This is a genomic window from Roseomonas sp. TS2 (genome assembly GCF_058833935.1).
Map to the genome: position 1 here is coordinate 28,999 of NZ_JCACVY010000012.1, position 25,851 is coordinate 54,849.

Below are 25,851 nucleotides of genomic sequence, written 5' to 3' on the forward strand. Positions count from 1 at the left end.
CGGCGCTTGTGCTGGCTGAAGCCGCTCGCGATGCGCCAGCGCTGGTTGTAGATGGGGCGAGGGAAGTGCTGGCGGAGAGCACGCCGGCAGGGCGTTCTCGGCCAGCGCCGTCCAGTGTTCCGCCGGTTCAGGGCAATGATGCTGCGCCCGATGCCGGGAGGTCCGGCTGCCATAGGCCGGCAAGCTTCGCCGCCCGACAGCCAGCGCTTCACGCGTGACCCGTACCGCCGGCTTCGTCATCCCACGCATCGATGACCTCGTAACCAGATCCCAGATGCCGTCCCAGCGCTCCAGCCCACCATAACGCTTCAACAAAAAAAAGGCACTGTGAATGGGCTTCAGCAGCCAAGCCCCTCCAAATTCGCCAGCAAGTGTGGATGCGGCACCGGCTGCTGCAGCAGAGCCTCGGCCGCCAGGCAACTCTCCAACACCAGCCTCTCGCCATATCTGGGCCCTACCACCTGCAGGCCAACAGGCAAGCCCGCTCTCGACACGCCACAGGGAATGGACGCGGCAGGCTGCCCGGTCAGGTTGAAGGGCAAGGTGTAGGCCACGCCGTCGCGCCAGCGATCATAGGCCGGGGAGTGATACACAGTCTCGACCGGCGGCGCGACATGTGGCGCCGTTGGAGTCAGCAGCAGGTCGTGGTTCTCATGCAGCGCTGCAAAGCACCGATGGAGCCGTGCGCGTGCCGCTTCGCCGGCGAGCAGCCGCTCGGCGCTCAAGTCGAGGCCCCGTTCGGCAATCCGGCGGAACTCAGGGTCAAGCTCGTCCCAGCGTTCCCGCGGCACGCCTCGCAGCAGATGCGCGAAGCCTGCGATCCAGAAATCCTCAAAGACAGGCTGCAGTGGCTGGATCACCGGCCCGACATCTTCGATATGAGCACCCGCCTCGCGCAGACAGGCCATGGCCTGCTCCAGGCAGGCGCGCACGTCCCGGTCGGGCTCTACCCCGCCGAGGTTTGGTGCATAGGCCAGGCGCAGGCCCTGCAGCCTCGGGCGCAGCGCAGTCAGCCAGTGCTCCGGCGGCTCCGGCAGGGCGTACCAGTCGCGACGGTCCGTCCGTGCCATGACTTGCAGAGCAAGTGCCGCATCGGCGACGTTGCGCGTGAGCGGCCCGCCCGCATTCAATGTCGCAAAAATGCCCTCGGCCGGGTGATGCGGCACCCGCCCAAAGCTAGGCTTGAAGCCGAAGAGGCCGCAGAAGCTGGCGGGAATGCGAATGGACCCACCGGCATCGTTGCCGTGGGCGATGGTGCCAATGCCGGCAGCCAAGGCCGCCGCCGCCCCGCCGGAAGAGCCGCCGCTGGAGCGGTCGAGCGCCCATGGATTGCGTGTGAAGCCCTTGAGCCGACTGTCCGTGATGCCTTTCCAGGCAAACTCCGGCGTGGTCGTTTTTCCGAGGATCACCGCCCCGGCCTCTCGCAGGCGCGCAACCACGGGCGCATCTTCGGCTGCCGGGATGGCCGAGGAGGTGGTCGACCCGTTACGCGTCGGCCATCCCTTCATGTCCACATTGTCTTTGATCGTGACGGGCACGCCATCCAGAGGGCCGCGGGTCGCCCGCTGCCGCCAACGCTGGGCGGCCTCCTGCGCTGCGTGGAGGGCACCCTCCCGGTCCACCGCCTGGAAGGCGTTCAGCGCCGGCTCCAGCACCTCAAGACGTGCCAGATGCCGCTCGGCAACCTCCACCGGCGACAGATTGCCTGCCGCGTAACGCTGACCCAGCGCCGTGGCTGACAGAAAGCAGATCTCGTCCAACTCCACCACCCTCCTGGCCTTCGCCTTCTGCCGCGCGAGATCTCCCGCGCGGCCTCTCCCGTACGGCGGCTCAGGCCGGACGGACGTTCCAGAACTTGGCAAAGCCGCCAAGGACCCCAGTGATGTTATTGCGCCACGCGCTCGGCTGCCGCATCTGCCCGAGAGGGTAGAAGGGCACGTCTGTCATGCACTGGCGCTGAATATCCTGGCAGATCCTGGCCCGTGCAGCATCGTCGGGCGCCTCGTACCAAGCTTCGTAGAGCTCCTCCGTCCGCGAGCTCGTGGACCAGCCGGCATAGCCGGCCTCGCCGGTTCCGCGCATGGCAATATGTGTGGCCGGCGTCATCCAGTCCGTGCCATTCCAGTTCGTCACGAAGCAGTTCCAGCCGCCCTGCTCCACAGGGCCCTTGTTGGTGCGCCGCTGCAGCAGCGTGCCCCAGTCGGTCGATACGTATTCCACGTTCATGCCGATCTTGCTGAACATGTCCGCCGCCACGTCGCCGAGCGGCTTGATGACGGCGTAATCGCTGGGCACAAGCAGCACGACTTTCTCGCCCGCATAGCCTGCCGCCTTGAGATCCGCTTTGACCTTGTCGTAGTTGCGGGGGCCGCGCAGCGGCTCCAGCCCGGCATCGCTCGCCATCGGAGTGCCTGGGCAGAAGACGCCGATGGGCGTGTGGTACATCGAAGGATCGTCTCCGACGATCGCCTGCATGTAGGATTCCTGGTCGATCGCGCGCATGACGATGCGGCGGATCTCTGGATTGTCGAAGGGCGGCTGGAGGTGGTTGGGCCGCATCATCGACAGGATGCCGGCCGGATCCACCACCTCGACCTTGATCGAGCGGCTGCGCCGCAATACGGGCAGGAGGTCATGATTGGCGTGCTCCCACCAATCCTGCTCACCCGACTGCATCGCCGCGGCCGCGGTGGAAGCATCGGTGATCGTGGTCCATTCGACGCGGTCAAAATAGGCAACCTTGGGACCGGCCGTGCCGCTCGGCGTGCCGCTCTCTCGCGGCTTGTAGCCCGCGAATCGCTCATAAACGTTGCGCGATCCCTGCAGCCGCTCATCCGCCTTGTAGCGGAAGGGCCCGCTGCCGACGATCTCGGTGATCTGCTGCATGGCGTCAGTCTTGGCCAAGCGCTCTGGCATCATCGCCGGCATGTAGACGGGCGACTTGCCCAGTGCATCAGGAAGAAGCGGAAAAGGCTTCTTCAAACGGAAGCGGATAGTCCGGTCATCAGGCGCAGAAAGCTCATCCGTTGCCCGCATCAGGGCGCCGCCAAAGGCATCACGCTGTGCCCAGCGGCGGATGCTGGCGACGCAGTCCCGCGCAAGCACTCTTTCTCCATCGTGCCAGAGCAGCCCCTCCCGCAGACGCAGCGTCCAGAGCTTGCCGTCATTCTCAACAACGTGGCCTTCGACCATTTGAGGGGCGGCGGCGTAGTTTTCGTCTTGTCCGTAGAGCGTGTCGAAGACCATGAAGCCATGGTTTCGGGTGATGTTGGCCGTGGTCCAGTGCGGATCAAGAAAAGCCAGGTCTACATGCGGAACGTGGCGCAGCGTGCGGCCTGCAGCACTCCGGGAGACCTTTGGCATTGTCAGCGACAGCGCGGCTGTTCCAGTTGCCAGTAGGAGCGAGCGTCGATGCATGAGTTTTCCTCCCAATTGTGGAGCAGAGTGTCTGCTGACAGGAGGTTACCGCCGTGCAGATGCAGCGCAACCGCGCCAGCTCCTAAAAGTACTTCGTCGGCAGCACTGTGAGGTCGAGACCGGCGGCCTCGGTGGCTTCCTGACCGATGGCTCCGGCCGGCCATCCTGTTCGAGGCGCACCGCTTCTCGTGCGAGAGCGGCGGGCTTCACCAACGTGGAGGCCTTCGTGGCCGCCATGGCGGAGAGCGACGCGCGGCACTTGGTGGCGCTGGACTGGGCCGCCTTTGCCTGCGGCCACACAACGGCACCGCCTACCGCGAGAACCGCTATGACACCCGCCTGGCGGCCGGTCGAAAGGCGCAGCCAGCGCTGCCATCCTGAACAGCCGCACGCTACGCTCCTTGCCGGAAAGCGGCGAGCGGGCGGGCTATGATGGAGCCAAACGCAAGAAGGGTTCCAAGCTGCACCTGGCGGTCGGCACGCTGGGCCATCTGTTGGCTCTCCATGTCACGCCCGCCAGCGCGGATGACCGCGCTGAGGTCGGGCGGCTGGCCCGGGCGGTGCAGGCCTCCACCGGGCAGAGCGTCGAACTGGCCTATGCCGATCAGGGCTACACCGGCGCGCGGGCTGCCGAGGCTGCCAGGGTGCACAGCATCGAGCTGGAGGTGGTGAAGCTGCCGGAGGCCAGGCGCGGCTTCGTGCTTCTGCCGCGGCGCTGGGTGGTCGAGCGGCCGTTTGCCTGGGCCAGCCGCTTTCGGCGGCTGGTGAAGGACTACGAGCGCTATGCCACCACTCTTGCCGATCTCCACCTCGTCGCCTTCGCCTGCATCATCCTCAAGCAAGCCGCGCAATTGGCCGCAGGTCCATGACAGTCTTTAGAGTATCACAGAGTATTTACTACCTATGCGTGCGCATTAGCCAATTTAAACAACCCGACGAAGGGGTTCTATGGCTAGAAATCGTCATAGAGCTTCCCTTCCTTCGCCGAGAGAAACCAGACCATGCCGATCTTCTACGGTTCCGCAAACGCTGACATCATCAATCTCTCTACGCGTACGGCAGACTACACGATCTACGGCAACGGTCTGGATGACTACTCGGCGTCCTCGAGCAACAACACGATCCACTCCGGCTCTGGCAGCGACACAATCTATGCCGGCTATGGCAGGGACATCGTGCGAGCCGGTGCTGGCAATGACACGATCTTCGGTTATGGAGCCGATGGCCTGACGGCCGGTGCCACCGCGGCCTATGCTGAATACGACGGCAGCGATGTTCTGAATGGGGGCGCTGGCAACGACAGCATCTTCGGTGGGGGCGGCAACGACCATCTCCTGGGCGGCACCGGCCATGACATTCTCCATGGTGAAGGCGGGAACGACATCGTTGACGGAGGAGACGGCAACGACATCATCTCGAGCGGCGAAGGCGCCGACATTCTGCGAGGTGGTGCCGGCAGCGATGTCTTCATCTACACGTACAGCGCCACCGGCGCTTCGGATGCGAATGGCGGCCGTGACATTATCCGGGATTTCCAGTCCGGGGCCGACAAGGTCGATCTCAGCGGCTACAATATTTCATCGACTGACCTTACCATCAACCAGACCGCCAAGGGCTTGTTGCTGAGCTTCCTTGCCGTCTATGAGACGGGGGAGATCCTGCTCGAGGGCGTGAGCGGCTTGCATGCGGGCGATATTATATTCGCTTGAACCTGATTTCCGTTCGCCGATTTTGATGAGGCCTATCAGTTGCGCCTCCTGATTATCTGGCCTGATCACCAGACAACGTGACAATGCCCTTCCACGGTGTGCTGCTGGTTAGGGCTTGTGTGCGCGTGGATCTGCATCACACGGTCGAGGCGCTGCTGCCGTTTCCACAGCGGCCTTTTAGTTAGTGCAGGAAAAGGCGTGGTCGCTGCCCTGGAGCATGTCCTTGGTCAGCGACCACTCTCAAGCAGCATTACCTCACCCGAACATGTAGTCGGAGCTGGCGAGGTTTGTGACGCCTTGCAGGGTGACATGGTCCACCGAGCCATCGGCTGCCTTGATGGCGAAGACGCTGCTGCCCTCGTGGTAGATGCTGGCGCCCTTGCCGAAGCCTTCCAGCACCAGCATGTCGCCGCCGGCGCGTCCGGCACCCTGGAAGTCGGTGACCAGGTCGTGGCCCATGCCCTTGCCGATGACGAACTTGTCGTCGCCGCCGCCGCCGGTCAGCACGTCATTCCCGCCGCGGCCGTTCAGGACGTTGGGGGAGCTGTTGCCGATGATCCGGTTGGCCTGGGCGTTGCCCGTCGCCGCCGTCCAGGAGGTGCCGGTGATGATGAGGTTCTCGACATTGTCCGGCAGGGTGTAGCTGCTCAGCCAGGTCTCCACCGTGTCGGTGCCCTGGCCGGCCAGCTCCACCACCTTGTCGCCGGCGGTGTAGACGACATAGGTGTCGTCGCCCTTGCCGCCCTTCATGGTGTCGTTGCCGCCGCCGGACTTGAAGGCGTCGTGGCCATCGGTGCCGGTCAGCGTTTCGGTCTTGCTGCTGCCATAGAACCACTTGCTGGGCGCGGCGCTGGCGGGCAGCATCTTCGGCGCCTCGTCGGGCGTGCTCGGCGCGGGGGTGGTCACCACGGGCGCGGTCGGCGCCGGGTTGCTGGTGGCCGGCGGGTTGGCCACGGGCGGGGTGGTGACGGCCGGCGCCTTGATGTTGACGAGCTGCACATCATCCGCCGCCAGGCTGGAGAGCTGCACGCCCTTCAGGGTGAGGAACTGGCCGTCGCCGAGGTTCAGCACCGCGTCCGCGCCGGATTGCTGGCCGGCGGCCTTCACGGCGGCGAAGTCCTTGAAGGCGAAGCCGTCGAGCTTGATGACGTCGCTGGCGCCGGCACCGCCCCGGAAGTCGGTGATGGTGTCGTTGCCCTCGCCCTTGGCGATGATGAAGGTGTCGTTGCCGCCGCCGCCGGTCAGGATGTCGTTGCCGCCCTTGCCGTTCAGCACGTTCGGGTTGAGGTTGCCCTCCAGGCGGTTGGCCAGGCCGTTGCCGGTCAGCGTGTTCCAACCCGTGCCGGTGAGGATCAGGTTCTCGACATTATCGGGCAGGACATAGTTGTTGAGCCAGGTCCTGACCGTGTCGATGCCCTGGCCGGCCAGCTCCACCACCACGTCGCCGGTGGTGATGACGTAGGTGTCGTCGCCGGCGCCGCCCTTCAGCGTGTCGCCGCCGCCGCCGGTGATCTCGTCATGGCCGGCGGTGCCGGTCAGCGTCTCCTTGGCGGAGCTGCCCTTGATGGACTTGGCCGGCGCGGCGCTCACCGCGGCCTCGCCATTCGTCGGGGCCGGGCTGGTGGGCGCAGGGGTGGTCGGCGCGGGCGTGGTGGGCGCAGGCGTGGTGGGCGCAGGCGTGGCGGTCACCGGGTCGTCGGCGCCCGGCGGCTTGCCCGCGGTTTCGTCGCTGCTGCCGTTCTCGGTGGGGATGTTCGGCGTGGTGCCGGGCTTGGGCGGCGGCGTGGTGTTCTTGCCGCCGAAATCCGGCCACGTCATGTCGCCATCGCCCCAGTTGCGGAAGGCCTCCTTGAAGACCGCGCCGGTGCGGGGGTCGGAGCCGTCGGACAGCTTGCCGGGGTAGGCGGCGTCGGAGTCCCAGTAGCTCTGCAGCACCGGGTTGTGCTTCTCGAACCACTCCTTGGCCAGCTGCACGAAGGGGCCGGCATTGTCGCCCTTCACGCCCCACTCGGAATAGGCGGTGGGCTTGTTGTGCTGCTTGGCGAAGTTCTCCAGCCACTGCAGGCCGTACTTCTCGTTGACGATCCGGTTGAAGGCGGCGACCGGGTCGTTCCCCTGGTATTCCGGCTTGTAGTAGAAATCCATGCCGATGACGTCGACATACTCGTCGCCGGGATAGATCGTCGCCGGGTCGATGCCGCCATTAGCGTGGTTGATGTTCCACTCGAACTGGAAGCGGTCGGACACCTCCTTGAAGGTGCTGGCCATCTGGCGGAAGGCGCCCTTGAAGGCCTCTTCCTTGCCGATGGCATTCCAGAAGAACCAGTCGCCATTCGCCTCCCAGCCGGTGCGGACCATGATCGGCCCGTCCCCGGGGGTGCCCTTGAGGAGCGTCTCGGCCACGCTCTTATAGTACTGGTTGTAGGCCCCGCTCGCGGCCGTGCCGAGATTGCCTTCCTTGCTGATCAGCGGAATGGACCACTGGATGTCGACGCCGGTCGGCTTCCAGAGGCTCAGCTGCCAGTTCGCGGAAGAAGTGTAATCCTTCCAGTTGGAATAGCCGACCACTCCATGGACGTAATCGGGCGCATCGCCCAGCCAGCCAGTGAACTTGTTCAGAAGAGCCGGGTCGTTGCCGACATATACGCCAAGAGCGGTCATGGCTGACATCCTTCACACCGAGCAAGCCGGGGGGCTGCTCACTCACATGTGAGTGATATCGCTCACGGACGCGTGATCTTCCAAATAGAAATCGCGAATTTGTGAGTTAGAAAATGTAAGACGTACAGAACGAAAGAGTAATCTCAATATAAAGACCAATGTCGTTTCTGGAGCACAAATAGAGGGGGCGTGTAAATTGTGGAGCCGGCCTCAGGCAGCGCTGTTTCGTCTGTAGATGGCGAGGCCCAGCCAAAGCTTGATCTTGTCTTTTATGCTTTGAGGATCCACCGTCCGGGGGGGCTGAGGTGTATCACCAGCACCGATGAGCGGAATCGGCAGCAGAGAGGCCAGATTTCCTGAATAGCGCGGAGTAGTCCGCAGCTGCCGTCCGCCACGGTACTGATCTTCTCCTGATCTGGTGGACAGTGATCAGTCTGCGGTGCACTTCATCTGCTCTGGGATTCTGTAGCCTTTGGATGCCGGTTCGAGGTCTTCTCCGTCATGGCTCCATCCTCTCAAGAGTTGGAGCCTCCGGAGAACCCCGGAACGGTTCACCTCGGCAGCCTGCGCCTCATGATGCCTGTCGTGGCTCAAGCAGGTTGTCTCTCGTTTGGGCGTTATCCCTCCGCAACCGCGGAGGAGCATCATTCTAGGTCAAAGCCCTTCCTGCGCACGAAAGCGCCGAAGTCGGCGCGTTCGGGTACGGAGTACTGTCGGGCCTTATCTTCCGACCACCCGTACTCCTCTGCTTCCCCGAAGCGGTCCGTATAGCGCTGCGTGGCGTAGGGCTGCATGGCCCTCCGTCGCTTGTCGTACGCGGCGATCTTGTCCTGTATGCCGACCTCGGCATAGCGATCGTGGTGGACGGTGACATCGAGGCCCAGACGCGGGCTGAGGACGCCACCGAAGGACGGCCAGCCGACGCCCAGTCCGGCCACGGGGAAAACATGGTCGGGCAGCGCGAGGAGATCGGACACCTCCGCTGCTGTGTTGCGGATGGCGCTGACGGGGCACGTCCCCAGCCCCACTCTGTCCGCGGCGGCGATGAAGGTAGCGAGGACGATGGCCGCATCGACCGAAGCGTTGAAGAAGGGGTCGAGATGGTCGTTGACGAAAGGCTGCTGACGCCATTCGAACATCAGGCGATGGCGGCGATTATTGGCGCAGAAGACCAGAAACGCGGGCGCTTCCCGGATCCACGGATTGTCCGGGATGAGCGCGTGTAACCTGTCGCGCTGTGCCTTATCGGAGATGATAATGATGTCCGCCTGCTGCAGGTCCGACTTCGAGGGAGCTGAGAGAGCCACAGCGCACAGTGTCTCCAGAAGTGCAGGATCGACGGCCTTGTCGGCGTACCGACGGATGACGCGGCGATCAGCCATCGCGGCGAGGGTCTCCACGCCATCTGGCGCCGCCTGAAGCGCGGGCGATGAGCCGAAACGTGCCTGGAGAATGTTCATCAAACGCTCGAGCAACCTCACCTCCCACTCGTCGTGAGCGCCTCCGCCGGAGACGCGGCATGTGATCCGGCTAGAGCGCGATGGCCTCGCCGTCGGCCGGGACGCGCAGGTTTGCCACGAAACCTTCCCGCTCGGCAAAGGCCCGCAGGTCGGCGCGGCTCAGGATGCAGTGGTTCACGGCTTCCATGTGGCTGGCGATCAGGGTGGCCTTCGGGGCGGCGCGATGGACCGCCCGGACGTCCTCTTCTCCCATGATGATGGGGTCCAGGCCGATGAAGGTCGCATTGCCCGCGTTGAGCACGATCACCTCCGGCTGGTGCCGGGCGATCGCCTGCTCGACATGTCCGTTCCAGATGGTATCGCCCGCCACGTAGAGCGTCTTCTCCGAAGGGTGGCTGAAGACGACGCCGCAGACCTTGCCCAGGCGCGGCACCGCCTTGAGGGTGGCGTCGGTGCCGTGCTGCCCGCCCGTCTTGACGAGCTTGACGCCATTGAACTCCGATGCCTCAGTCAGGACGCGCACGTCCTTGAAGCCTGCTTCCCGGATTGCCGCCGCGTCCTCGTCATTCTGCGCGAAGAGGGGGAGCGATTTCCCGAGCCGCGCCTTGGCCTTTCCGTCCCAGTGGTCGGTGTGAAGATGGGTCACGATGACCGCGTCCACGTCGATGATATCGGTCACCGGGATCGGCAGGGGCACCAGGGGGTTACGGCGCTCGCTGTTGGCCGAGCCCGGGAACCCGGGAGACGTTCCCTGGTCGTCCAGCATCGGGTCCACCAGGAAGCGCACACCGCCGTAGTTGATGCGCAGCGTCGCGTTGCGGATCTGCGTCACCGTCGCCTGCTGGCGAGCGGCTTGTGAGGTGCGCGTTGTCATTCCGATGATCCCCATGGACAAGGCCGGGAGTGTCTTCCGGCGCGTGATCAGGAAGCCTTCCTTGCTGCTGTCGGTCATGGCTCAATCCTCCTTGCCAGCACCTAGGCTATGAGCGCGAGCGGCGGTCCACAGCCCATGAAGATACGGTAGCCTCTGGATAAACGACCAGGCGCGGCGGTAGCAGTGGCGGCACGGAAATAATGAGGGCCAGAAACGACATGCCAGGGCGGGACATGCCAGGGCGGAATGCCATCGAGATCGGCCTGGTGATCTACCCCGGCACTCAACTGGCGGCCGTGCTTGGGATGACAGACTTCCTGACGCTCGCTGGCCGCATCGCCGGGAAACAGGTGAACCGCCAACAGGCGCCCTCGCTGCGGGTCAGCCACTGGCAGATGCGAGACGGCGAGAACATCCCGGTCCGCGTGTTCGACACGGCTCCTGGCGCCGAGGGGACGCCGGACGTCCCGATCCTGCCGCCCCGGCTGGGTCCGCCCATCGAGGCGCACGAGGCGGCGCCCTTCGTGGAATGGCTGCGCGAGCGGCACAGCGCGGGCACCGCACGGGGCTCGATCTGCACGGGCGCCTTCCTGCTGGGCGAGACGGGTGTACCGCCTGCGGTTGGTGAGACACCTGAGTGGAGCCTATGCGGCGAGAGCCTCGGGTGAAAGCTGATCCTGGCGGACGGTGTCCGGTGTTCTAGAAGCCGTGACGCTCGATCAGCCAGGTTGAGTTGTAGGTGCGCCGGAACTCGAGGAGCGCCTGGCGGAGCTGCTCGACGGTGTCGAAGGTCCGGACCCAGAGGAGGTTCTCCTTGAGGGTTCGGATGAAGCGTTCAGCGCATCCGTTCCCCTCAGGCGCGCGGACGAAGGCGGGTGAGCTCTTGATGCCGAGGAACTTCAGCTCGCCCTGGAAAGCGTCGGACATGTACTGCGAGCCGTGGTCATGGCGCAGCGAGAGGCCTGCCGCGATGCCCTTGGCGAAGCCGCCGAAGTGCTGGCGCACGCCCTGCCTGAGGGGCTCCAGCGCCTCGAAGCGGGTGCCGCGCCGGGCGGCATGCAGGCCCACGCACCCGGCACTGTGGCGATCGACGGCGACGAACACCGCCGCCTGACCCTCTGCCGTCCAGGTGGTGGTTATGTCAGTGCCCCACATGATGTCCACCGCGTCAGGGGTGATGGTGCCATCGTGGTTGCGCGAGCCTCGAGGGCTGCAGACCCGCGATGGAGCGAGCAGGTCGTGCTCACGCATGAGCCGCAGCACCCGGCGCCTGGAGGTCCGGACGCCCTGCATGTGCAGCCTTGCCCAGACCTTGCGGTGACCCTCGCCATGAAAGGGGCTGGCCGCGAGGACGGCCCGGACCGCCTCCAGTAGCGCCGTGTCCGGCATCGGCCCGACAGGTCCTCGGCGCCTTGGCGGCTCCACCCGGGGCGGTGCGCGATGGCGGTAGATCGTGGCCCGGGCTGCCCGCCAGATCCGGCATACCCGGTTCAAGCCATAGGGCCTGCCGCTGCTGGGCGAGACCGTCAGGCTCATGGCCGTGACCTCCGCCGGGCCAAAGGGCGGCCACCCTCCAGGGCTGCGACCTTGGCCTCCAGCAGCTCGCGCTCGAGCAGCATCTCGCCCAGCCGCGCCTTGAGCCGCTCGCTCTCGAGCGCCTCCCCTGCCGTGGGCCGCGTCGCCAGGCTCGCCTCGCCAGCCGCCAGGAAGGCGTCGCGCCAGCCGCTCAGCGTCGCGGCCGTGATACCCAGTGCCTGCGAGACCGTCTCCAGGTCCTCGCCCCGCAGCACCGCGTCCCGCTTGCGCTGCCGCGACATCCGCCTACCCCGGCCAGGACCAGCGGCATCCATCCTCTCTGTCGTCATCATGCACCCCATCGGCGGAACCGTCCGCTTGCGGGGTGTCTCGATCAACCGTGAAGCGGAGGATGGGCGTATGTCCAGGCGTAAGCCTAGGCTCAGGACCCATTGTCCGAGCCAGAAGGTGACGGTAGCGGCGAGGGTGATGGCGCTGAAGAAGGTGTGGGCACAGCGGTCGTAGCGCATGGCGATGCGGCGCCAGTCTCTGAGTTTGCCGAACATGTTCTCGATGCGGTGCCGCTGGCGGTAGAGCTTTCTGTCATGCCGGATGCGCTTCTTGCGATCGCGACGTGAGGGAATGCAGGGCTCGATGCCCTGCGCGGTCAGGGCCTCGCGGAAGCGGTTGCTGTCATAGCCTTTGTCACCGATCAGGACGCGGGCGGGCGGCAAGGCGCTGAGCATCAGCGCGGCACCCTTGTGGTCGCTCATCTGGCCTTTGGAGAACAGCATGATCAGTGGGCGGCCATGCCCGTCCGAGACAACGTGCAGCTTGGAATTCAGGCCGCCCTTGGTACGTCCGATATGCCGGGGAACAGCCCCTTTTTGAGCAGGCTGGCCGCCGTGCGGTGCGCCTTGAGGTGAGTGGCGTCGATCATCAGTCGGTCCGGCTGGACCTTGCGCCCGGCCAAGCCTGCGAAGATGCGGTTGAAGACCCCCATGCGGCTCCAGTGGACGAAGTGGTTGTAGAGGGTCTTGTGCGGGCCGTACTCGGCAGGCGCATCGCGCCAGCGCAGACCGTTGCGGATGATGTGGATGATACCGCTGACGACCCGCTGGTCGTCGACCCGCGGCACACCATGCGAGAGCGGGAAGTAGAGCGTGATCCGCTCGATCTGTGCCTTTATGAGCCAGAACAGGCCAGCCATGGCAGCACCTCCGGCCGCCATGGAATCACAGCAGGATCAAAGCGCAAGAGGTCCGTTAATAGGTCCTGAGCCTAGCCGCCTCCCGCCGGTCCCGACGCTGCCGTCCGGATGCTTGATCGGGGCACATGCCGGGCGTTAGACCTGCGGCCATGACCAACAAACTTCGTCCTGCTCCCGCGCTGGAGGGCGTCGCCTCGGCGGAGCGCCTGCTGACAATCCTCAGCGCCTTCCGCAAGGGCGACGCTGCGCTCTCCCTGGCCGAACTCTCAGCGCGGACCGGGCTGGTCAAGACGACCATCATGCGCCTGGCGGTTTCGTTGGAGGCCTTCGGCTATCTCTCGCGCACGGCGGAGGGGCAGTACCGGCTGGATGCCGAACTGCTGCGCCTGGGCATGATCTACCAGCAATCCTTTCGGCTGGAGGCGCATGTAATGCCGGTGCTGGAGACGCTGGTGGAACGCACCGGCGAAAGCACCTCCTTCTACATCCGGCGCGGCGAGAGCCGGCTTTGCCTGTTCCGCGTGGACTCGCCGCATCGCCTGCGGCTGCATGTCCGGCCGGGCGACAGGCTGCCGATGGACAACTCTGCCATCGCGCAGGTGCTGCGGCTGTTCACCACCTCGCCGCTGCCGCCGGAAGCCGCTATGCTGGACTTCCCGCTCTACACCGCCGGCGCCAACGATCCGCATGTGGCCGGCATGGCCATGCCGGCCTTCGGACCGGAGGAGACGTTCGCCGGCGCGGTCTGCGTCACTGGCCCGATCACCCGCCTGACGGCGGAGGCGGCTGAGGCGATCCGCCCTGCCTTGCGCGAGGCCGCGGCACGGCTGACCCGCAGCCTGGGCGGCCGGATGCCGGAGATCCCCTCCCCCTCCAACCCTGCCTGACGATCCGGAGCCCTCCTTGGAGGATGGCCGGCCACGGGGCTGCGCGGGCAGGAAGGCTGGAGGCGTGAACGCCCCTGGATCCGCCCTTCTGCCATCAATCCTGTTCCGCCCGTACCAATGGCCGCCCCGGCGGGGCCAGGTGCCAGAGCGGTTCCCCAGTTCTGCGTGAGCACGCGGAACGAGCGCGGCAAGACCCGGAGAAAGGAAAGAAGACGAGGACCGGGGGAGGATTTCTCTCCCCCGGCCCGGCTCCCGGCAGGATGCGGGAGCCGGGCCGGGCTCTCAGACCCGGCGCACGTTCCAGAACTTCACGAAGCCGTCGAGCACGCCGCCGATATCGCGGCGCCAGGCCATGGGCTGGAAGATCTGGCCGGTGGGCAGGAAGGTGGCATCCTTCCAGGCCTGGGCCTGCATCTGCTCGGCCAGCGTCTTCTGCGCAGCCGGGTCGCGCTCTTCTATCCAGGCATCGCGCAGCCGCTCCGCTTCCTCGCTGGTGGGCCAGCCATACCAGCCCTTCAGCCCATTGGCGCGCGCCACGCTGGTCACCGCTGGATCGAGGATGTTCAGGCCCGAGACCATGGATGGGAAGACGCTCCAGCCGCCCTTCTCCACCGGCTCGCGCGAGTTGCGGCGCTGGAACAGCGTGCCGCTGTCCACTGCCTGCACGTCCACGTTCAACCCGATACGCTGGAACAGATCGATGCCGACCTGCCCGATCGGCGCGCTCACCGGATGGTCCATCGGCAGCATGAAGGCGACCTTCTCGCCCTTGTAGCCGGAGGCCGCGACCGCCTGCTTCGCGCGCGCGATGTCGGTCTTGCCGAAGAGGCGGTCGAAGCCGACATCGTTCGCCATCGGCGTGCCGGGGCAGAACATGCCGAGCTTGACGTGCCAGGTCTCCGGATCGCTGCTGTAGGCCTGCATGAACTCGGACTGGTCCACCGCGCCCAGCACGGCGCGGCGCAGCGCGGCGTTGTCGAAGGGCGGCTGGATGCAGTTGAAGCGCAGGATCGGTGTCAGGCCCTGGCGGTCCTTCACCTCCACCCGTATGTCCCGGTTGCGCTTCAGCAGGGCGACGAGATCGGGGGACGGGGTTTCCCACCAGTCGGCCTCCCCGGCCATCAGCGCGCCGGAGGCGGCGGAGACGTCCGGCATGACCGTCCATTCCACCCGCTCGAAATGCACGACCTTGGGGCCGGCGGTGCCGCCCGCGACACCATCGGCCCGCGGCACGTAGCCGTCGAAGCGCGCATAGACGGCGCGGGCGCCGGCCATGTGCTCGCTTTCCAGGAAGCGGAACGGGCCGCTGCCGACGATCTCCGTCACCTGCCTGGCGGCGTCGGTCCTGGCCAGCCGCTCGGGCATGATGGCGCACATGCTGGGCGAGGCCTTGGCCAGCGCCGCCGGCAGCAGCGGGAAGGGCTTCCTGAGGCGGAACAGGATGGTGCGGTCGTCCGGCGCGGAAAGCTCGTCCGTCACGGCCATCAGTGCCTGGCCGAAGGAGTCCCGTGACGCCCAGCGGCGGATGCTGGCCACGCAATCGCGCCCGGTGACGGTGCTGCCATCGTGGAATCGGAGGCCGTCGCGCAGCGTCAGCCTCCAGAGGCGGCCGTCATCCTCGACCGCGTGGCCCTGCACCATCTGCGGCTGCGGCTGGAACTGTGCGTCCAGGCCGTAGAGCGTGTCGAACACCATGAAGGCGTGGTTGCGCGTCGGCGTCGCGGTGGTGGCAACCGGGTCGAGCAGCGACAGATCAACAAAGGGGATGAAGCGCAGCACGCTTTTCTCCCTCGCCCGCGCGAGGTTCGGCAGGGCCAGCGTCGTGGCGGCTGCCGCGCCCAGGAAATGGCGTCGCAACATGGTCTGGACCTTCCTCTCGTGCCCTCTCCGGGGCGTTTGGTTGCTGGCGACGCGCGCCGCGCCGGCGCGCGTCGCGTTCAGGCCGGCAGGATCTGACCGGGCGCGGACAGCTCGGCGCGCAGGATGCTACCGGTCTCGGACTCGGTGATGAACAGGCTGCGCCGGTCCGGACCGCCGAAGGCGAGGTTGGTGGTGGACCACCCCGCGCAGGAGGCGATGCGCAGCAGCGGCTCGGCGCGCGGCGAAAGCCGCCAGACCGTGCCGAAGCCGGCATGCGCGACCAGCAGGCAGTTCTCCTGGTCGAGCGCCAGCCCGTCCGGCCCGCTCGGCCCGCCATGCATGTGGCAGAAGATGCTGGCCTTGGTCACGCTGCCGTCCGCGTGCAGCGGCAGGCGCCAGATCTGGTTGGCACGGGTGACGCCGACCAGAAGGTGGCTCTCGTCCGCCGCCAGCACGATGCCGTTGGGGCTCGGGATGGTGTCGATCAGGCAGGTCAGCCGGCCATCGGGCTCCAGACGCCAGACGCGGCCCGTGGGGTCCTGCAACCCGGTCTGTCCCTGGTCGGTGAAGTAGATGTCGCCAGCCGCCGAGAAGCAGAGATCGTTGACGCCCTTGAAGCTTTCCGAGCGCGCCGTCTCCAGCAGCGGCGTGACGGCGCCCGATGCCGGGTCCAGCACCAGCAGGCCGCGCTTGTAGTCGGTGATGACGAAGCGTCCATCGGGCGCGATCTTCATGCCGTTCGGCCAGCCGTCATACTCGGCCACTTGCTGCCACTCGCCCCCGGGCGAGACGCGGAAGATGCGCCCGAAGGGGATGTCGGTGACGTAGAGCAGGCCGTTCCGGTCGAAGACCGGGCCTTCCAGGAAGCTGTCCACCGGCTTGCCGGCGCGGTTGGCGTCGCTCCAGGCGGTGCGGCGCAGGTGGCGGAAGCGATCCGGCAGGCGCGAGAAGAGCGTGGTCTCGATGCGGGGCGGCGGGGCGAAGAAGCTCACGGCCGGACCCTCACTGCCGCTCGATGCCGGCGCTCTTGGCGACTTCGGCCCAGAGAGCCTGCTCCTGCTGGATCAGCTTGCCGAATTCGGCGGGCGGCATGCCGCCGGGTTCGGCCGCCAGCGTCTTCAGGAAGGCCAGCATGTCCTGCTCGCGCAGGGAAGCCGCCATGGCCTGGTAGAGCTGGTCGATCACCGGCTGCGGCGTGCCGCGCGGCGCGACGAGGCCCGACCAGTTGATGATGCTGAAGCCCTTCAGCCCGGCCTCGTCGAAGGTGGGCGTGTCCGGCAGCGCATCCACGCGGTGCGCGCCGCTGATTGCCAGCGGTCGCAGCAGGCCGCCCTTGATGCCACCGAGGCCGGAGCCGAGCGAAGGCATGGCCATGTCCACCTCGCCCGAGATGGTCGCCCGCACCGCTTCCCCACCGCCCTTGTAGGGGACGTGGAACAGCTTCGCCCCCGCAGCCTGCTGGAAGGCCTCGGCCGAGAGGTGCAGCGAGCTGCCGACACCGCCGGAGCCGAAGGTGATCTTGTTTGGCTCGCGCTTCGCCGCCGCGATCAGCGAGGGGAGGTCCTGGTAGGGCGACCTGGCGTTGACCAGCAGCAGAACCGGCGAGAAGGCGCTGACGGTGATCGGCGCGAAAGCCCCGGCATGGTCGAAGGGCAGGTTGTTGAACAGGAAGGGCAGGGTCGCGTAGGTGTTGTCCATCGCCAGCAGGGTCTGCCCGTCTGGTTCGGCGCGGGCCACCTCCGCCGCGCCAATGGTGCCTGTGGCGCCCGCCTTGTTCTCGACAACGAAGGGCTGGCCTAGCCGGTCGGCCAGCTTCTGCGCCATGCGGCGCGCCACCACGTCCACCGCGCCGCCGGGGGCCCAGGGCACCACGATGCGCACCGGGCGGGATGGGTAGGAGGATGCTGCCAGGGCCGGGCGCGCGAGCGCGCCCAGGGCCAAGCCGGCACTGGCCAGCAGCAGGCGGCGGCGCGGCAGCAGAGGGGCAGCGGGGGTGGAAAGCGGCATTGGGCAAGCTCCTCCCAGAGCGGATGGCCGGTTGGCCAGAATTTCGAAATGACGTTGCATTTTTTCTCCGGCTCCGCAAGGGTGCCGTCCAGGCCGCCGCAGGGCGGCGGATCGCTGGAGGAAACAGAATGGCCTTGGGCTTCAGGATTTTGCCGCGCAGCCGCGCGGTTTCCGCGGAGTGGGTGGAGCGCTTCCGCGACCTGCCGGTGGCCAATGTCAGCGACGTCATGGCCCGCATGACGGCCGGCGGTCCGCGCCTGCGGCCGATGCATGACGGCGCCCCGCTGCGCGGCCCCGCCTTCACGGTGAAGACCCGCCCCGGCGACAACCTCATGATCCACAAGGCGCTGGGCCTCGCCGCGTCGGGCGATGTCATCGTGGTGGATGCGGGCGGCGACCTCACCAACGCGCTGATCGGCGAGCTGATGCTCGCGCAGATGGTGCGCCGCGGCCTCGGCGGCATCGTGATCAACGGCGCCATCCGCGACAGCGCCGCCATCGCCGCGCAGCCCTTCCCGGTCTTCGCCGCCGGCGTCACGCATCGCGGCCCCTACAAGGACGGCCCCGGCGAGATCAACGTGCCGGTCGCCATCGACGGCATGGTGATCGAGCCCGGTGACCTCATCCTCGGCGACGATGACGGGCTACTCTGCGTGCCTTTCGGCAGCGTCGAGGCGATCCATGCCGCCGCCATGGCCAAGCAGGCGGCCGAGCACAAGCAGATGGCGAACATCGAGGCGGGCACGCATGACGCCGCCTGGGTGGACGCGGCGCTGCGCCGGCTCGGCTGCGAGGGCGTGGAATGACCCGCCCCGTCGTCCTGATCACTGCCGCCTGGCTGGCGCCCGAGGCCGTGGCGATGCTGGAGCAGGCCGGGCTGGAGCCGGTCTGCACCACGGGCTATCCGGGTGAGGCGGAGCTGCTGGAAGCCATCGCCACGCACCGGCCCGTGGCGCTGCTGCACCGTCAGGGCCGCATCGACGGCACCGTGATGGATGCCGCCGCGCCGGATCTGCGCGTGGTGGCCCGCCATGGCGCCGGCATCGACGGCATCGACGTGCCCGCCGCGCGGGCGCGCCGCCTGACCGTGACACGCGCCGCCGGGGCGAATTCCCGCTCCGTCGCCGAGCACGCGATGGCGCTGATGCTGACCCTGCTGAAGGACCTGCCCGACGTCAGCGCGAAGATGCGCGACGGCCTGTGGGAGAAGACCTCCCGCATGACGCGCGACATCGAGGGCATGACGCTCGGCATCGTCGGCCATGGCGCGATCGGCTCGAAGGTGGCGCGCTTCGCCGCGGTCTTCGGCATGCGCGTGCTGGCCTATGACCCCTATCTGCCCGAGGGGCCGCTGCCCGGCCCGGCGGAGCGGGTGCCGACGCTCGACGCATTGCTGGAACAGGCGGAGGTGCTCTCGCTGCACTGCCCGCTGGAGCCGGAGACGCGCGGCATGATCGGCGCGGCCGAGCTGGCGCGGCTGCCGCGGGGCGCCATCCTCGTCCACACCGCCCGCGGCGGCATCGTGGACGAGGCGGCGCTGCTGGCGGCGCTGGAATCCGGCCACCTTGCCTGGGCCGGGGTGGACGTCTTCTCCACCGAGCCGCTGCCCGGGGACAGCCCGCTGCGCCGGCACCCGCGCCTGGTGCCGACGCCGCACCTCGCGGCCAACACGCCGCGCGGCGCCGTGGCCATGGCGACCAGCGCGGCGGACAGCATCATCACCGTGCTCGCCGGCCGCCGCCCGGCCACCGAAGGCGCCGTGGTGGTCGAAGGGGGCCTTGCCGCTCTGAACCCCGCCTGAGCGCCGGGGGCCGCGGCCCCAGGACACCAGAGAAGGACCATCGTGCGGGGGGCTCCCCCTCCCGCGCGCAGCGCCAGCGCATGCCTGGCGCCAAGACCAATGCGAGAGGAGGAACAGGAATGACCGATACGCCGAAGCTGGGGCGCCGCGCCGCCCTGCTGGCAACCCCGAGCCTGCTGCTTGCCGCCCGGACGGCCCGGGCGCAGGCGGGCGAGTGGCCGAACCGCCCGGTGCGCGTCATCGTGCCCTGGCCGCCGGGCGGCACCGCCGACGTGGTGGCCCGACTGCTCTTCGCCGCGGCGGCCGAGGCCACCGGCCAGCCCTTCGTGATCGAGAACCGCGCCGGGGCCACCGGCACCATCGGCGCCGCCGCCGCTGCCCAGGCGGCGCCCGACGGCTACACCGTGCTCTACGGCTCCACCGGCCTCTCGGTGGAAGCCGCGCTGTTCAAGAACCTCAGCTACAGCGCGCAGCGCGACTTCGTGCCGGTGTTCCGCTCCATCACCGTGCCGCAGCTCCTGCTGGTGAACCCGAAGGTGAAGGCCACCACGCCGGCCGAGCTGATCGCACTGTCCAAGGCTACGCCGGGGGGGCTGAACGGGGCCTCGGCCGGCATCGGCTCGATCCAGCACCTGGCGCTGGAGCTGTTCGCGCGCGAATCCGGCGCGCCGGTCAACCACGTGCCCTATCGCGGCGGCGCGCCGATCTATGCCGACCTGATGTCCGGGCAGGTCGACCTGTATCTCGGCAACGTCAACGGCCCCATCGCCTTCCTCAAGGAGGGCACGCTGCGCGCCCTGGCGCATACCGGGCGGGGCCGCCTCGCCTCGCTGCCGGACTTGCCGCCGCTCTCCGACACGCTGCCGGGCTTCGAGACCTACGAGTGGAACGGCGTCTTCGTGCCAAAGGGCACGCCGGATGCCATCGTCGCCCGGCTCAACGCCCTGCTGAACGCGGCCCAGGCGAAGCCTGACATCGCCGCCAAGCTGCGCGCGCAGGAGTTGCAGGCGGAGCCGAACACGCCACAGCAATTCGCGGAGTTCTTCCAGGCGCAGAGCCGGCGCTGGCAGGGCTTTGTGAAGGAGGCCGGGATCACGCTGGAGTAGGCGCCATGGCATCCACCCTTCATAGCCCGCACATCCCGGTGCGCGAGGAGTGGCTGGCGCGCGGGGCCGAGCCGCCGCTCGAGCCGGCGCTGCCCATCGTGGACCCGCACCACCACCTCTGGGATCGCCCGGGCGACCGCTATCTGTTCGACGACCTGCTGCGCGACACGCGCGGTGGGCACGACATCCGCGCCACGGTCTTCGTCACCTGCCGCTCGATGTTCCGTGCCGACGGGCCGGAAGCCATGCGGCCGGTCGGCGAGACGGAGTTCGTCAACGGCGTCGCGGCGCAGAGCGCCAGCGGGCTGTATGGGCCGCTGCGGGCCTGCCAGGGCATTGTCGGCTTCGCCGACCTGACGCTCGGCGAGCGAGTGGCGCCGGTGCTGGAGGCGCATCTGCGCGCCGCGCCGGAGCGCTTCCGCGGCATCCGCAACAACACCGCCTTCCACCCCGATCCCGGCATCCAGACCAATCCGGTCAAGCCGCGTGAGGGGCTGCTGGCCGATCCCACCTTCCTGCGCGGCGCCGGGCTGCTGCCGCGCTATGGGCTGACGCTGGATGTCTGGGCCTATCACACGCAGCTTGCGGAAGTGGAGGCTCTGGCGCGCGCCCTGCCCGACCTCACCGTGATCCTCGACCATCTGGGCGGGCCGATCGGCATCGGCCCCTTCGCCGGACGGCGGGAGGAGGTCTTCGGCGTCTGGCGGGCCGCGATGCGGCGGCTGGCGGCGCTGCCGAACCTGCGCGTCAAGCTCGGTGGCCTTGGCATGGCGCTGAGCGGCTTCCGCTTCCACGAGGCTGCCACGCCGCCAGGTTCGGTGGAACTCGCCGCCGCTTGGGCGCCCTACATCGAGACCTGCATCGCGCTCTTCGGCGCGCATCGCTGCATGTTCGAGAGCAACTTTTCCGTGGACAAGGGCATGTTCGGCTACAGCGCCTGCTGGAATGCCTTCAAGCATATTGCAGCCGCCGCCTCGGACGATGAGAAGGCGGCGCTCTTCGCCGGCACCGCCATCGAGACCTACCGCCTGCCGCCGCATCTCGGCCGGCCTCGCGCCGCCACTCAGGAGCCCCTCGCATGATCGTCCGACGCACCTTCCTTGGCGCCAGCACCGCCGCGCTGTTCGCCACGCCCGGGCTGGCCCGGGCCGCCTCCTGGCCAGAGCGGCCGCTGCGGCTGGTCGTGCCCTACCCGCCGGGCGGCGCGGTGGACATCGCGGCGCGGCTGATTGCGGACGGGCTGGGCGCCCGGCTCGGGCAGTCCGTGGTGGTGGAGAACCGCCCCGGCGGCGGCGGTACCATCGGCACGGCAGCGGTCGCCCATGCCGAGGCCGATGGCATCACACTCGGCGCCTCGGCGGTGAATACCCTGGCCATCAACCAGTTCCTCTACAGCAACCTGCCCTATGACCCCGAAAAGGACTTGGTGCCGGTCTCGCTGGGCTGGGAGGCGCCGCTGGTGGTGGTCGTGCCGGCCGAGCACGTGCCGGCGCGTACGCTGAGCGAGTTCGTCGCCTGGGCGAAGAAGCAGCCGCAGGGCATCACCTTCGGCAGTTCCGGCATCGGCACCACGGTGCATCTTTCCGGCGAGATGCTGTGCCGCAGGACCGGCATCCAGGGCCTGCACGTGCCCTTCAAGGGCGGCTCGGAGGCACTGACCGGCATGCTGCGCGGCGATATCCAGCTCGTGGTGGACAACGTGCCCACCGCGCTGGCCAATCTGCGCGGCGGCAGGCTGCGGGCGCTCGCCGTGACCTCGGCCGAACGCTGGCCAGACCTGCCGGACATCCCCACCATGGCCGAGGCCGGCGTGGCGGATTTCTCCGTCACTTCCTGGGGCGCCGTCACGGTACCGGCGGGCACGCCCGCGCCGGTGGTGGAGCGCCTGTCGCGGGCGATGCGCGAGGCGGCGGCGGACCCGGCCCTGCAGAAGCGCTTCGCGCAGACCGGCACCCGGGCGCTTGGCACCACGCCGCAGGAAGCCGCGGCGCGCGCGGCGAAGGAGCGGCCGATGTGGCAGGAATTGGTGCGTGTCTCCGGCGCCACGCTGGACTGAGCGGCATGCCGACCGTCTCCTCCCCGGTGCCCTGGTCTGCCGGCACGGCCCCTCCCAGCCTGGCGGTGCCGGCCGGAGCCACGGACTGCCACTTCCACGTCTATGACGCGCGGTGGCCCTCGGCCGCTGGCACGCCGCACCATCCGGATGCCACGGCGGAGCATTACCGGCTGCTGCAGACCCGGCTCGGCCTCTCGCGCGGGGTCCTTGTGCAGCCTTCCGCTTATGGAACGGATAACAGCCTGCATCTGCAGGCGCTGGAGGTGCTGGGGCGCGACCGCTTCCGCCTGGTGGCGGTGGTGCCGCCGGACATTTCGGACAGCGCTCTTCGGACGATGGACGATGCTGGCGTGCGCGGCATCCGCTTCAACCTGACCATGCCCGGCGTGCTCCGGGCGGAGGACCTGACGCAGTTGGCCCGGCGCGTGGCGCCGCTCGGCTGGCACCTTCAGGTGAACGCCGCCGAGGCGACGCTCCTGGCTGCCGAGCCGATGCTGGGCTCCCTGCCCTGCCCCCTGGTGCTGGACCATATCGGCCAGGTGCCGCAGCCCGGCGGCACCGCCACCCCCGCCTTCCAGGCAGTGCGAAGGCTGCTGGATGCGGGCAGGACCTGGGTGAAACTCTCGGGCGCCTACATCCGTAGCCGGAGCGGCGCGCCGAGATATGCGGATGCCGGTGTGGTCGCGGCGGCACTGGTCCGCTCCGCGCCCGAGCGGATGCTCTGGGGGAGCGATTGGCCCCACCCCACCCAGCCTCTAAATGCAAAGCCGGATGCCGCCATCCTGCTCGACCTGCTGGCGGAATGGGTACCCGATCCTGCTACACGTAGCCGCGTTTTGGTCGAGAACCCCTCCGTCGTCTACGGCTTCTCGCGCTCTGGCTGACGATATGCTGGGCGGTAGCGTGTCGGATACTGCGATGGCATCGTTCACCTGCCCTTTATCGGGGTCGAAGGCGGAGATGCCATTCATCCCAGCCTCCCCCGTGCGGCGGACCTCGTCGAGGTGCAACCATCTTTGTCGATCCGCTAAAGAAACAGCGTCGCAAAGCTCAGGATCACCGCGGCGAAGCAGGATGGCAGGTGAAGCATGGCGACGTCTCTTGGCGGCGACACACCAGCCTAACCACTCCCTCGCCTCGCCGCCTACGCATGCCTCAGATGGCCGAAGTCGAGTTAAGCCTGGGTTTTGGCAAGCATGTCCTAGGCTCAGGACCTATTAACGGACCTCTTGCGCTTTGATCCTGCTGTGATTCCATGGCGGCCGGAGGTGCTGCCATGGCTGGCCTGTTCTGGCTCATAAAGGCACAGATCGAGCGGATCACGCCCTACTTCCCGCTCTCGCATGGTGTGCCGCGGGTCGACGACCAGCGGGTCGTCAGCGGTATCATCCACATCATCCACAACGGTCTGCGCTGGCGCGATGCGCCTGCCGAGTACGGCCCGCACAAGACCCTCTACAACCACTTCGTCCACTGGAGCCGCATGGGGGTCTTCAACCGCATCTTCGCAGGCTTGGCCGGGCGCAAGGTCCAGCCGGACCGACTGATGATCGACGCCACTCACCTCAAGGCGCACCGCACGGCGGCCAGCCTGCTCAAAAAGGGGCTGTTCCCCGGCATATCGGACGTACCAAGGGCGGCCTGAATTCCAAGCTGCACGTTGTCTCGGACGGGCATGGCCGCCCACTGATCATGCTGTTCTCCGAAGGCCAGATGAGCGACCACAAGGGTGCCGCGCTGATGCTCAGCGCCTTGCCTCCCGCCCGCGTCCTGATCGGTGACAAAGCCTATGACAGCAACCGCTTCCGCGAGACCCTGACCGCGCAGGGCATCGAGCCCTGCATTCCCTCACGTCGCGATCGCAAGAAGCGCATCCCGCATGACAGAAAGCTCTACCGCCAGCGGCACCGCATCCAGAACATGTTCGGCAAACTCAGAGACTGGCGCCGCATCGCCATGCGCTACGACCGCTGTGCCCACACCTTCTTCAGCGCCATCACCCTCGCCGCTACCGTCAGCTTCTGGCTCGGACAATGGGTCCTGAGCCTAGTTCACCCACGACAACGAGGTTCACCCCCATCGCGCACTGGGAGATCGCTCCCCACGCCTGTTCATCCGTGCCACGCTAACAACCTGACCCTGTCCGAGCATTCAGGGGCAACAACAACTTCGAGACACCCACCGGACGGGAACAACTGCCGCTCCTGCCGCCCGCTCATGAGCCGCTCTTTGCCCGAGACCCAGGGCTCGTCGGCAACCCGGAAACCGGATAGGGCGAAGCCGAGAACAGGCATTGCTGCTGATCGAAGAGCCAGCGCAGAGCGTTGGGACATCCGTCGAAAAGGTATTGCCATCCGCGCACGAGTTCCACGAGTAGCTCCTCCGGGTTGAGCGAGGCTTCTCGGAGGTCGGGCCCTATCCCCGCAAATGTTACCATGCGCTGGCCGCACTCAAACTTGGCGAGGATGTCGTCAGATTCCTGCATCACGCGGCGGCTCAGATCCGCATCCCTAAATCCCCCAACGGGACGTGTATGCACCACCGTCACCCCGTCGATGATGCCGACGTGCTCGTAACCGAGGATCTTCGGCCAAGCGGAATCGAGGCCGAAGCCCCATCCTGTGGTCGAGAGCGCGAACGTTGGAAGGAGTTCCTCGAGAGTCGCTCGGCGGAAGCAGGGCACCATGATCTCTACGAAACCGGCCCGCCTTGCAAAGAAGCTCGCGTTCCGCATCGCGATGAAGTGGGCATAATGCGAGGTCTCGTGCAGGGCCGGCGCGAAGAGATGAAAGTCGAGCGCGCGCCCAACCTCGAACATATCCGTAATAGCGTCCTGTCTGGCGAGGATGTCGTCGTCGGGGAGCCAGATCTGGTCGTAGTCACGCCAGCCGGGCCATGCGTTCAGCAGCTTGGTCAGGCCGGTCCATTTCGGGCCGGGGATGACATCGCCAATCTGGCAATCCAGGTCCTCCTGCGGCCCGATCTCCTCGTAGGGACAGAGATAAAGGTCCCAGTCTCGCGGCTTGCCTGCATCGGTCCAACACCGGTGAAGCGATTTCCGACCAACCCGGGCGATAACGAGAGAGCGGCTCATGAGGCCTCCGCAAAATAGTCCGATCCGCCGACTGCATGCTCCGCAGTCCGATGACGAGGCATCAGCATTAACATAAGCTTCGTCAATGCCGGGGTTTCAGGCGGTCAACGCACAGAACCCTTCAAAGATTATCAATCAGTGTTATCAGCTTGGCCCTATGGGCTCACTCAGCGCGGGTGGGAAAGTCTGCTCTT

Annotated in this window: 18 protein-coding genes and 4 pseudogenes; 11 read left to right on the plus strand and 11 right to left on the minus strand. The window is 67.2% G+C overall.

Translation table 11 applies throughout. The features are described from left to right. Positions 1-338: 338 nt before the first annotated feature. Together ACZJYS_RS04415 and ACZJYS_RS04420 are read right to left on the minus strand one after the other, a co-directional pair. Complete coding sequence (locus ACZJYS_RS04415) at positions 339-1,760, minus strand: amidase (protein ID WP_493176077.1); 1,422 nt, start codon at positions 1,758-1,760, stop codon at positions 339-341. 70 nt (positions 1,761-1,830) lie between these two features. Then, positions 1,831-3,417, minus strand: coding sequence for an ABC transporter substrate-binding protein (locus ACZJYS_RS04420; RefSeq protein ID WP_493176079.1), 1,587 nt, complete (start codon positions 3,415-3,417; stop codon positions 1,831-1,833). A 365-nt stretch (positions 3,418-3,782) separates the two neighbouring features. On the opposite strand from ACZJYS_RS04420, the pseudogene ACZJYS_RS04425 reads away from it, so the two are divergent. Together ACZJYS_RS04425 and ACZJYS_RS04430 are read left to right on the plus strand one after the other, a co-directional pair. Beyond that, a pseudogene (locus ACZJYS_RS04425) lies at positions 3,783-4,286 on the plus strand (transposase); the annotation flags it as partial. Positions 4,287-4,418: 132 nt separating this feature from the next. Beyond that, positions 4,419-5,126 (plus strand): M10 family metallopeptidase C-terminal domain-containing protein, encoded by a 708-nt coding sequence (locus tag ACZJYS_RS04430; RefSeq protein WP_493176081.1) that lies wholly within the window; start codon positions 4,419-4,421, stop codon positions 5,124-5,126. Between the two features lie 255 nt (positions 5,127-5,381). Here ACZJYS_RS04430 and ACZJYS_RS04435 read toward each other — a convergent pair whose 3' ends face one another. The 3 genes from ACZJYS_RS04435 to ACZJYS_RS04445 form a co-directional block, all read right to left on the minus strand. Beyond that, a complete protein-coding gene (locus tag ACZJYS_RS04435; protein WP_493176082.1) occupies positions 5,382-7,787 on the minus strand; it encodes a glycosyl hydrolase in 2,406 nt (801 codons plus the stop codon). Between the two features lie 644 nt (positions 7,788-8,431). Further along, positions 8,432-9,268, minus strand: coding sequence for a nitroreductase family protein (locus tag ACZJYS_RS04440; RefSeq protein WP_493176084.1), 837 nt, complete (start codon positions 9,266-9,268; stop codon positions 8,432-8,434). A 49-nt stretch (positions 9,269-9,317) separates the two neighbouring features. Next, entirely contained in the window at positions 9,318-10,199 is an 882-nt protein-coding gene (locus ACZJYS_RS04445) for an MBL fold metallo-hydrolase (RefSeq protein ID WP_493176086.1), read from the minus strand. A 155-nt stretch (positions 10,200-10,354) separates the two neighbouring features. Here ACZJYS_RS04445 and ACZJYS_RS04450 point away from each other — a divergent pair, with 155 nt between their 5' ends. After that, positions 10,355-10,789 carry a type 1 glutamine amidotransferase family protein gene (locus ACZJYS_RS04450; protein WP_493176088.1) on the plus strand — a complete coding sequence of 145 codons (435 nt, stop codon included), beginning with the start codon at positions 10,355-10,357 and terminating at the stop codon, positions 10,787-10,789. On the opposite strand, the pseudogene ACZJYS_RS04455 reads toward ACZJYS_RS04450, so the two are convergent. Both ACZJYS_RS04455 and ACZJYS_RS04460 read right to left on the minus strand, forming a co-directional pair. Continuing rightward, positions 10,766-11,989, minus strand: a pseudogene (locus ACZJYS_RS04455) (IS3 family transposase). The gene ACZJYS_RS04450 and the pseudogene ACZJYS_RS04455 sit on opposite strands and share 24 nt — an antisense overlap. Before the next feature lie 105 nt (positions 11,990-12,094). Next, positions 12,095-12,846 (minus strand): annotated as a pseudogene (locus ACZJYS_RS04460) (IS5 family transposase); the annotation flags it as partial. A 149-nt stretch (positions 12,847-12,995) separates the two neighbouring features. Between ACZJYS_RS04460 and ACZJYS_RS04465 the strand changes: the two are divergent. After that, entirely contained in the window at positions 12,996-13,733 is a 738-nt protein-coding gene (locus ACZJYS_RS04465; protein WP_493176089.1) for an IclR family transcriptional regulator, read from the plus strand. Positions 13,734-14,015: 282 nt separating this feature from the next. Here ACZJYS_RS04465 and ACZJYS_RS04470 read toward each other — a convergent pair whose 3' ends face one another. The 3 genes from ACZJYS_RS04470 to ACZJYS_RS04480 form a co-directional block, all read right to left on the minus strand. Further along, positions 14,016-15,593: an ABC transporter substrate-binding protein gene (locus ACZJYS_RS04470; protein ID WP_493176091.1), complete on the minus strand. Its 1,578-nt coding sequence runs from the start codon at positions 15,591-15,593 to the stop codon at positions 14,016-14,018. A gap of 77 nt (positions 15,594-15,670) precedes the next feature. Then, positions 15,671-16,585, minus strand: coding sequence for an SMP-30/gluconolactonase/LRE family protein (locus ACZJYS_RS04475; protein ID WP_493176093.1), 915 nt, complete (start codon positions 16,583-16,585; stop codon positions 15,671-15,673). A gap of 10 nt (positions 16,586-16,595) precedes the next feature. Next, the gene (locus tag ACZJYS_RS04480) at positions 16,596-17,600 is read right to left on the minus strand and encodes a Bug family tripartite tricarboxylate transporter substrate binding protein (RefSeq protein WP_493176095.1); all 1,005 of its coding nucleotides are present in this window, start codon (positions 17,598-17,600) and stop codon (positions 16,596-16,598) included. Between the two features lie 128 nt (positions 17,601-17,728). Between ACZJYS_RS04480 and ACZJYS_RS04485 the strand changes: the two genes are divergently transcribed. The 7 genes and pseudogenes from ACZJYS_RS04485 to ACZJYS_RS04515 form a co-directional block, all read left to right on the plus strand. Next, positions 17,729-18,406 carry an RraA family protein gene (locus ACZJYS_RS04485; RefSeq protein ID WP_493176097.1) on the plus strand — a complete coding sequence of 226 codons (678 nt, stop codon included), beginning with the start codon at positions 17,729-17,731 and terminating at the stop codon, positions 18,404-18,406. Continuing rightward, a complete protein-coding gene (locus tag ACZJYS_RS04490; protein WP_493176098.1) occupies positions 18,403-19,401 on the plus strand; it encodes a hydroxyacid dehydrogenase in 999 nt (332 codons plus the stop codon). Before ACZJYS_RS04485 ends, ACZJYS_RS04490 begins: the two co-directional genes overlap by 4 nt. 119 nt (positions 19,402-19,520) lie before the next feature. After that, the gene (locus ACZJYS_RS04495) at positions 19,521-20,507 is read left to right on the plus strand and encodes a Bug family tripartite tricarboxylate transporter substrate binding protein (RefSeq protein ID WP_493176101.1); all 987 of its coding nucleotides are present in this window, start codon (positions 19,521-19,523) and stop codon (positions 20,505-20,507) included. 5 nt (positions 20,508-20,512) lie between these two features. Beyond that, on the plus strand, positions 20,513-21,589 hold the full coding sequence (locus tag ACZJYS_RS04500) for an amidohydrolase family protein (RefSeq protein WP_493176103.1): 1,077 nt from the start codon (positions 20,513-20,515) through the stop codon (positions 21,587-21,589). After that, on the plus strand, positions 21,586-22,563 hold the full coding sequence (locus ACZJYS_RS04505; protein ID WP_493176105.1) for a Bug family tripartite tricarboxylate transporter substrate binding protein: 978 nt from the start codon (positions 21,586-21,588) through the stop codon (positions 22,561-22,563). Before ACZJYS_RS04500 ends, ACZJYS_RS04505 begins: the two co-directional genes overlap by 4 nt. A gap of 5 nt (positions 22,564-22,568) precedes the next feature. Continuing rightward, a complete protein-coding gene (locus tag ACZJYS_RS04510; RefSeq protein ID WP_493176107.1) occupies positions 22,569-23,447 on the plus strand; it encodes an amidohydrolase family protein in 879 nt (292 codons plus the stop codon). A 392-nt stretch (positions 23,448-23,839) separates the two neighbouring features. After that, positions 23,840-24,591, plus strand: a pseudogene (locus tag ACZJYS_RS04515) (IS5 family transposase); the annotation flags it as partial. Between the two features lie 187 nt (positions 24,592-24,778). Here ACZJYS_RS04515 and ACZJYS_RS04520 read toward each other — a convergent pair. Next, positions 24,779-25,657, minus strand: a complete 879-nt coding sequence (locus ACZJYS_RS04520) for a hypothetical protein (RefSeq protein WP_493176109.1) — start codon at positions 25,655-25,657, stop codon at positions 24,779-24,781. Between the last annotated feature and the right edge of the window lie 194 nt (positions 25,658-25,851).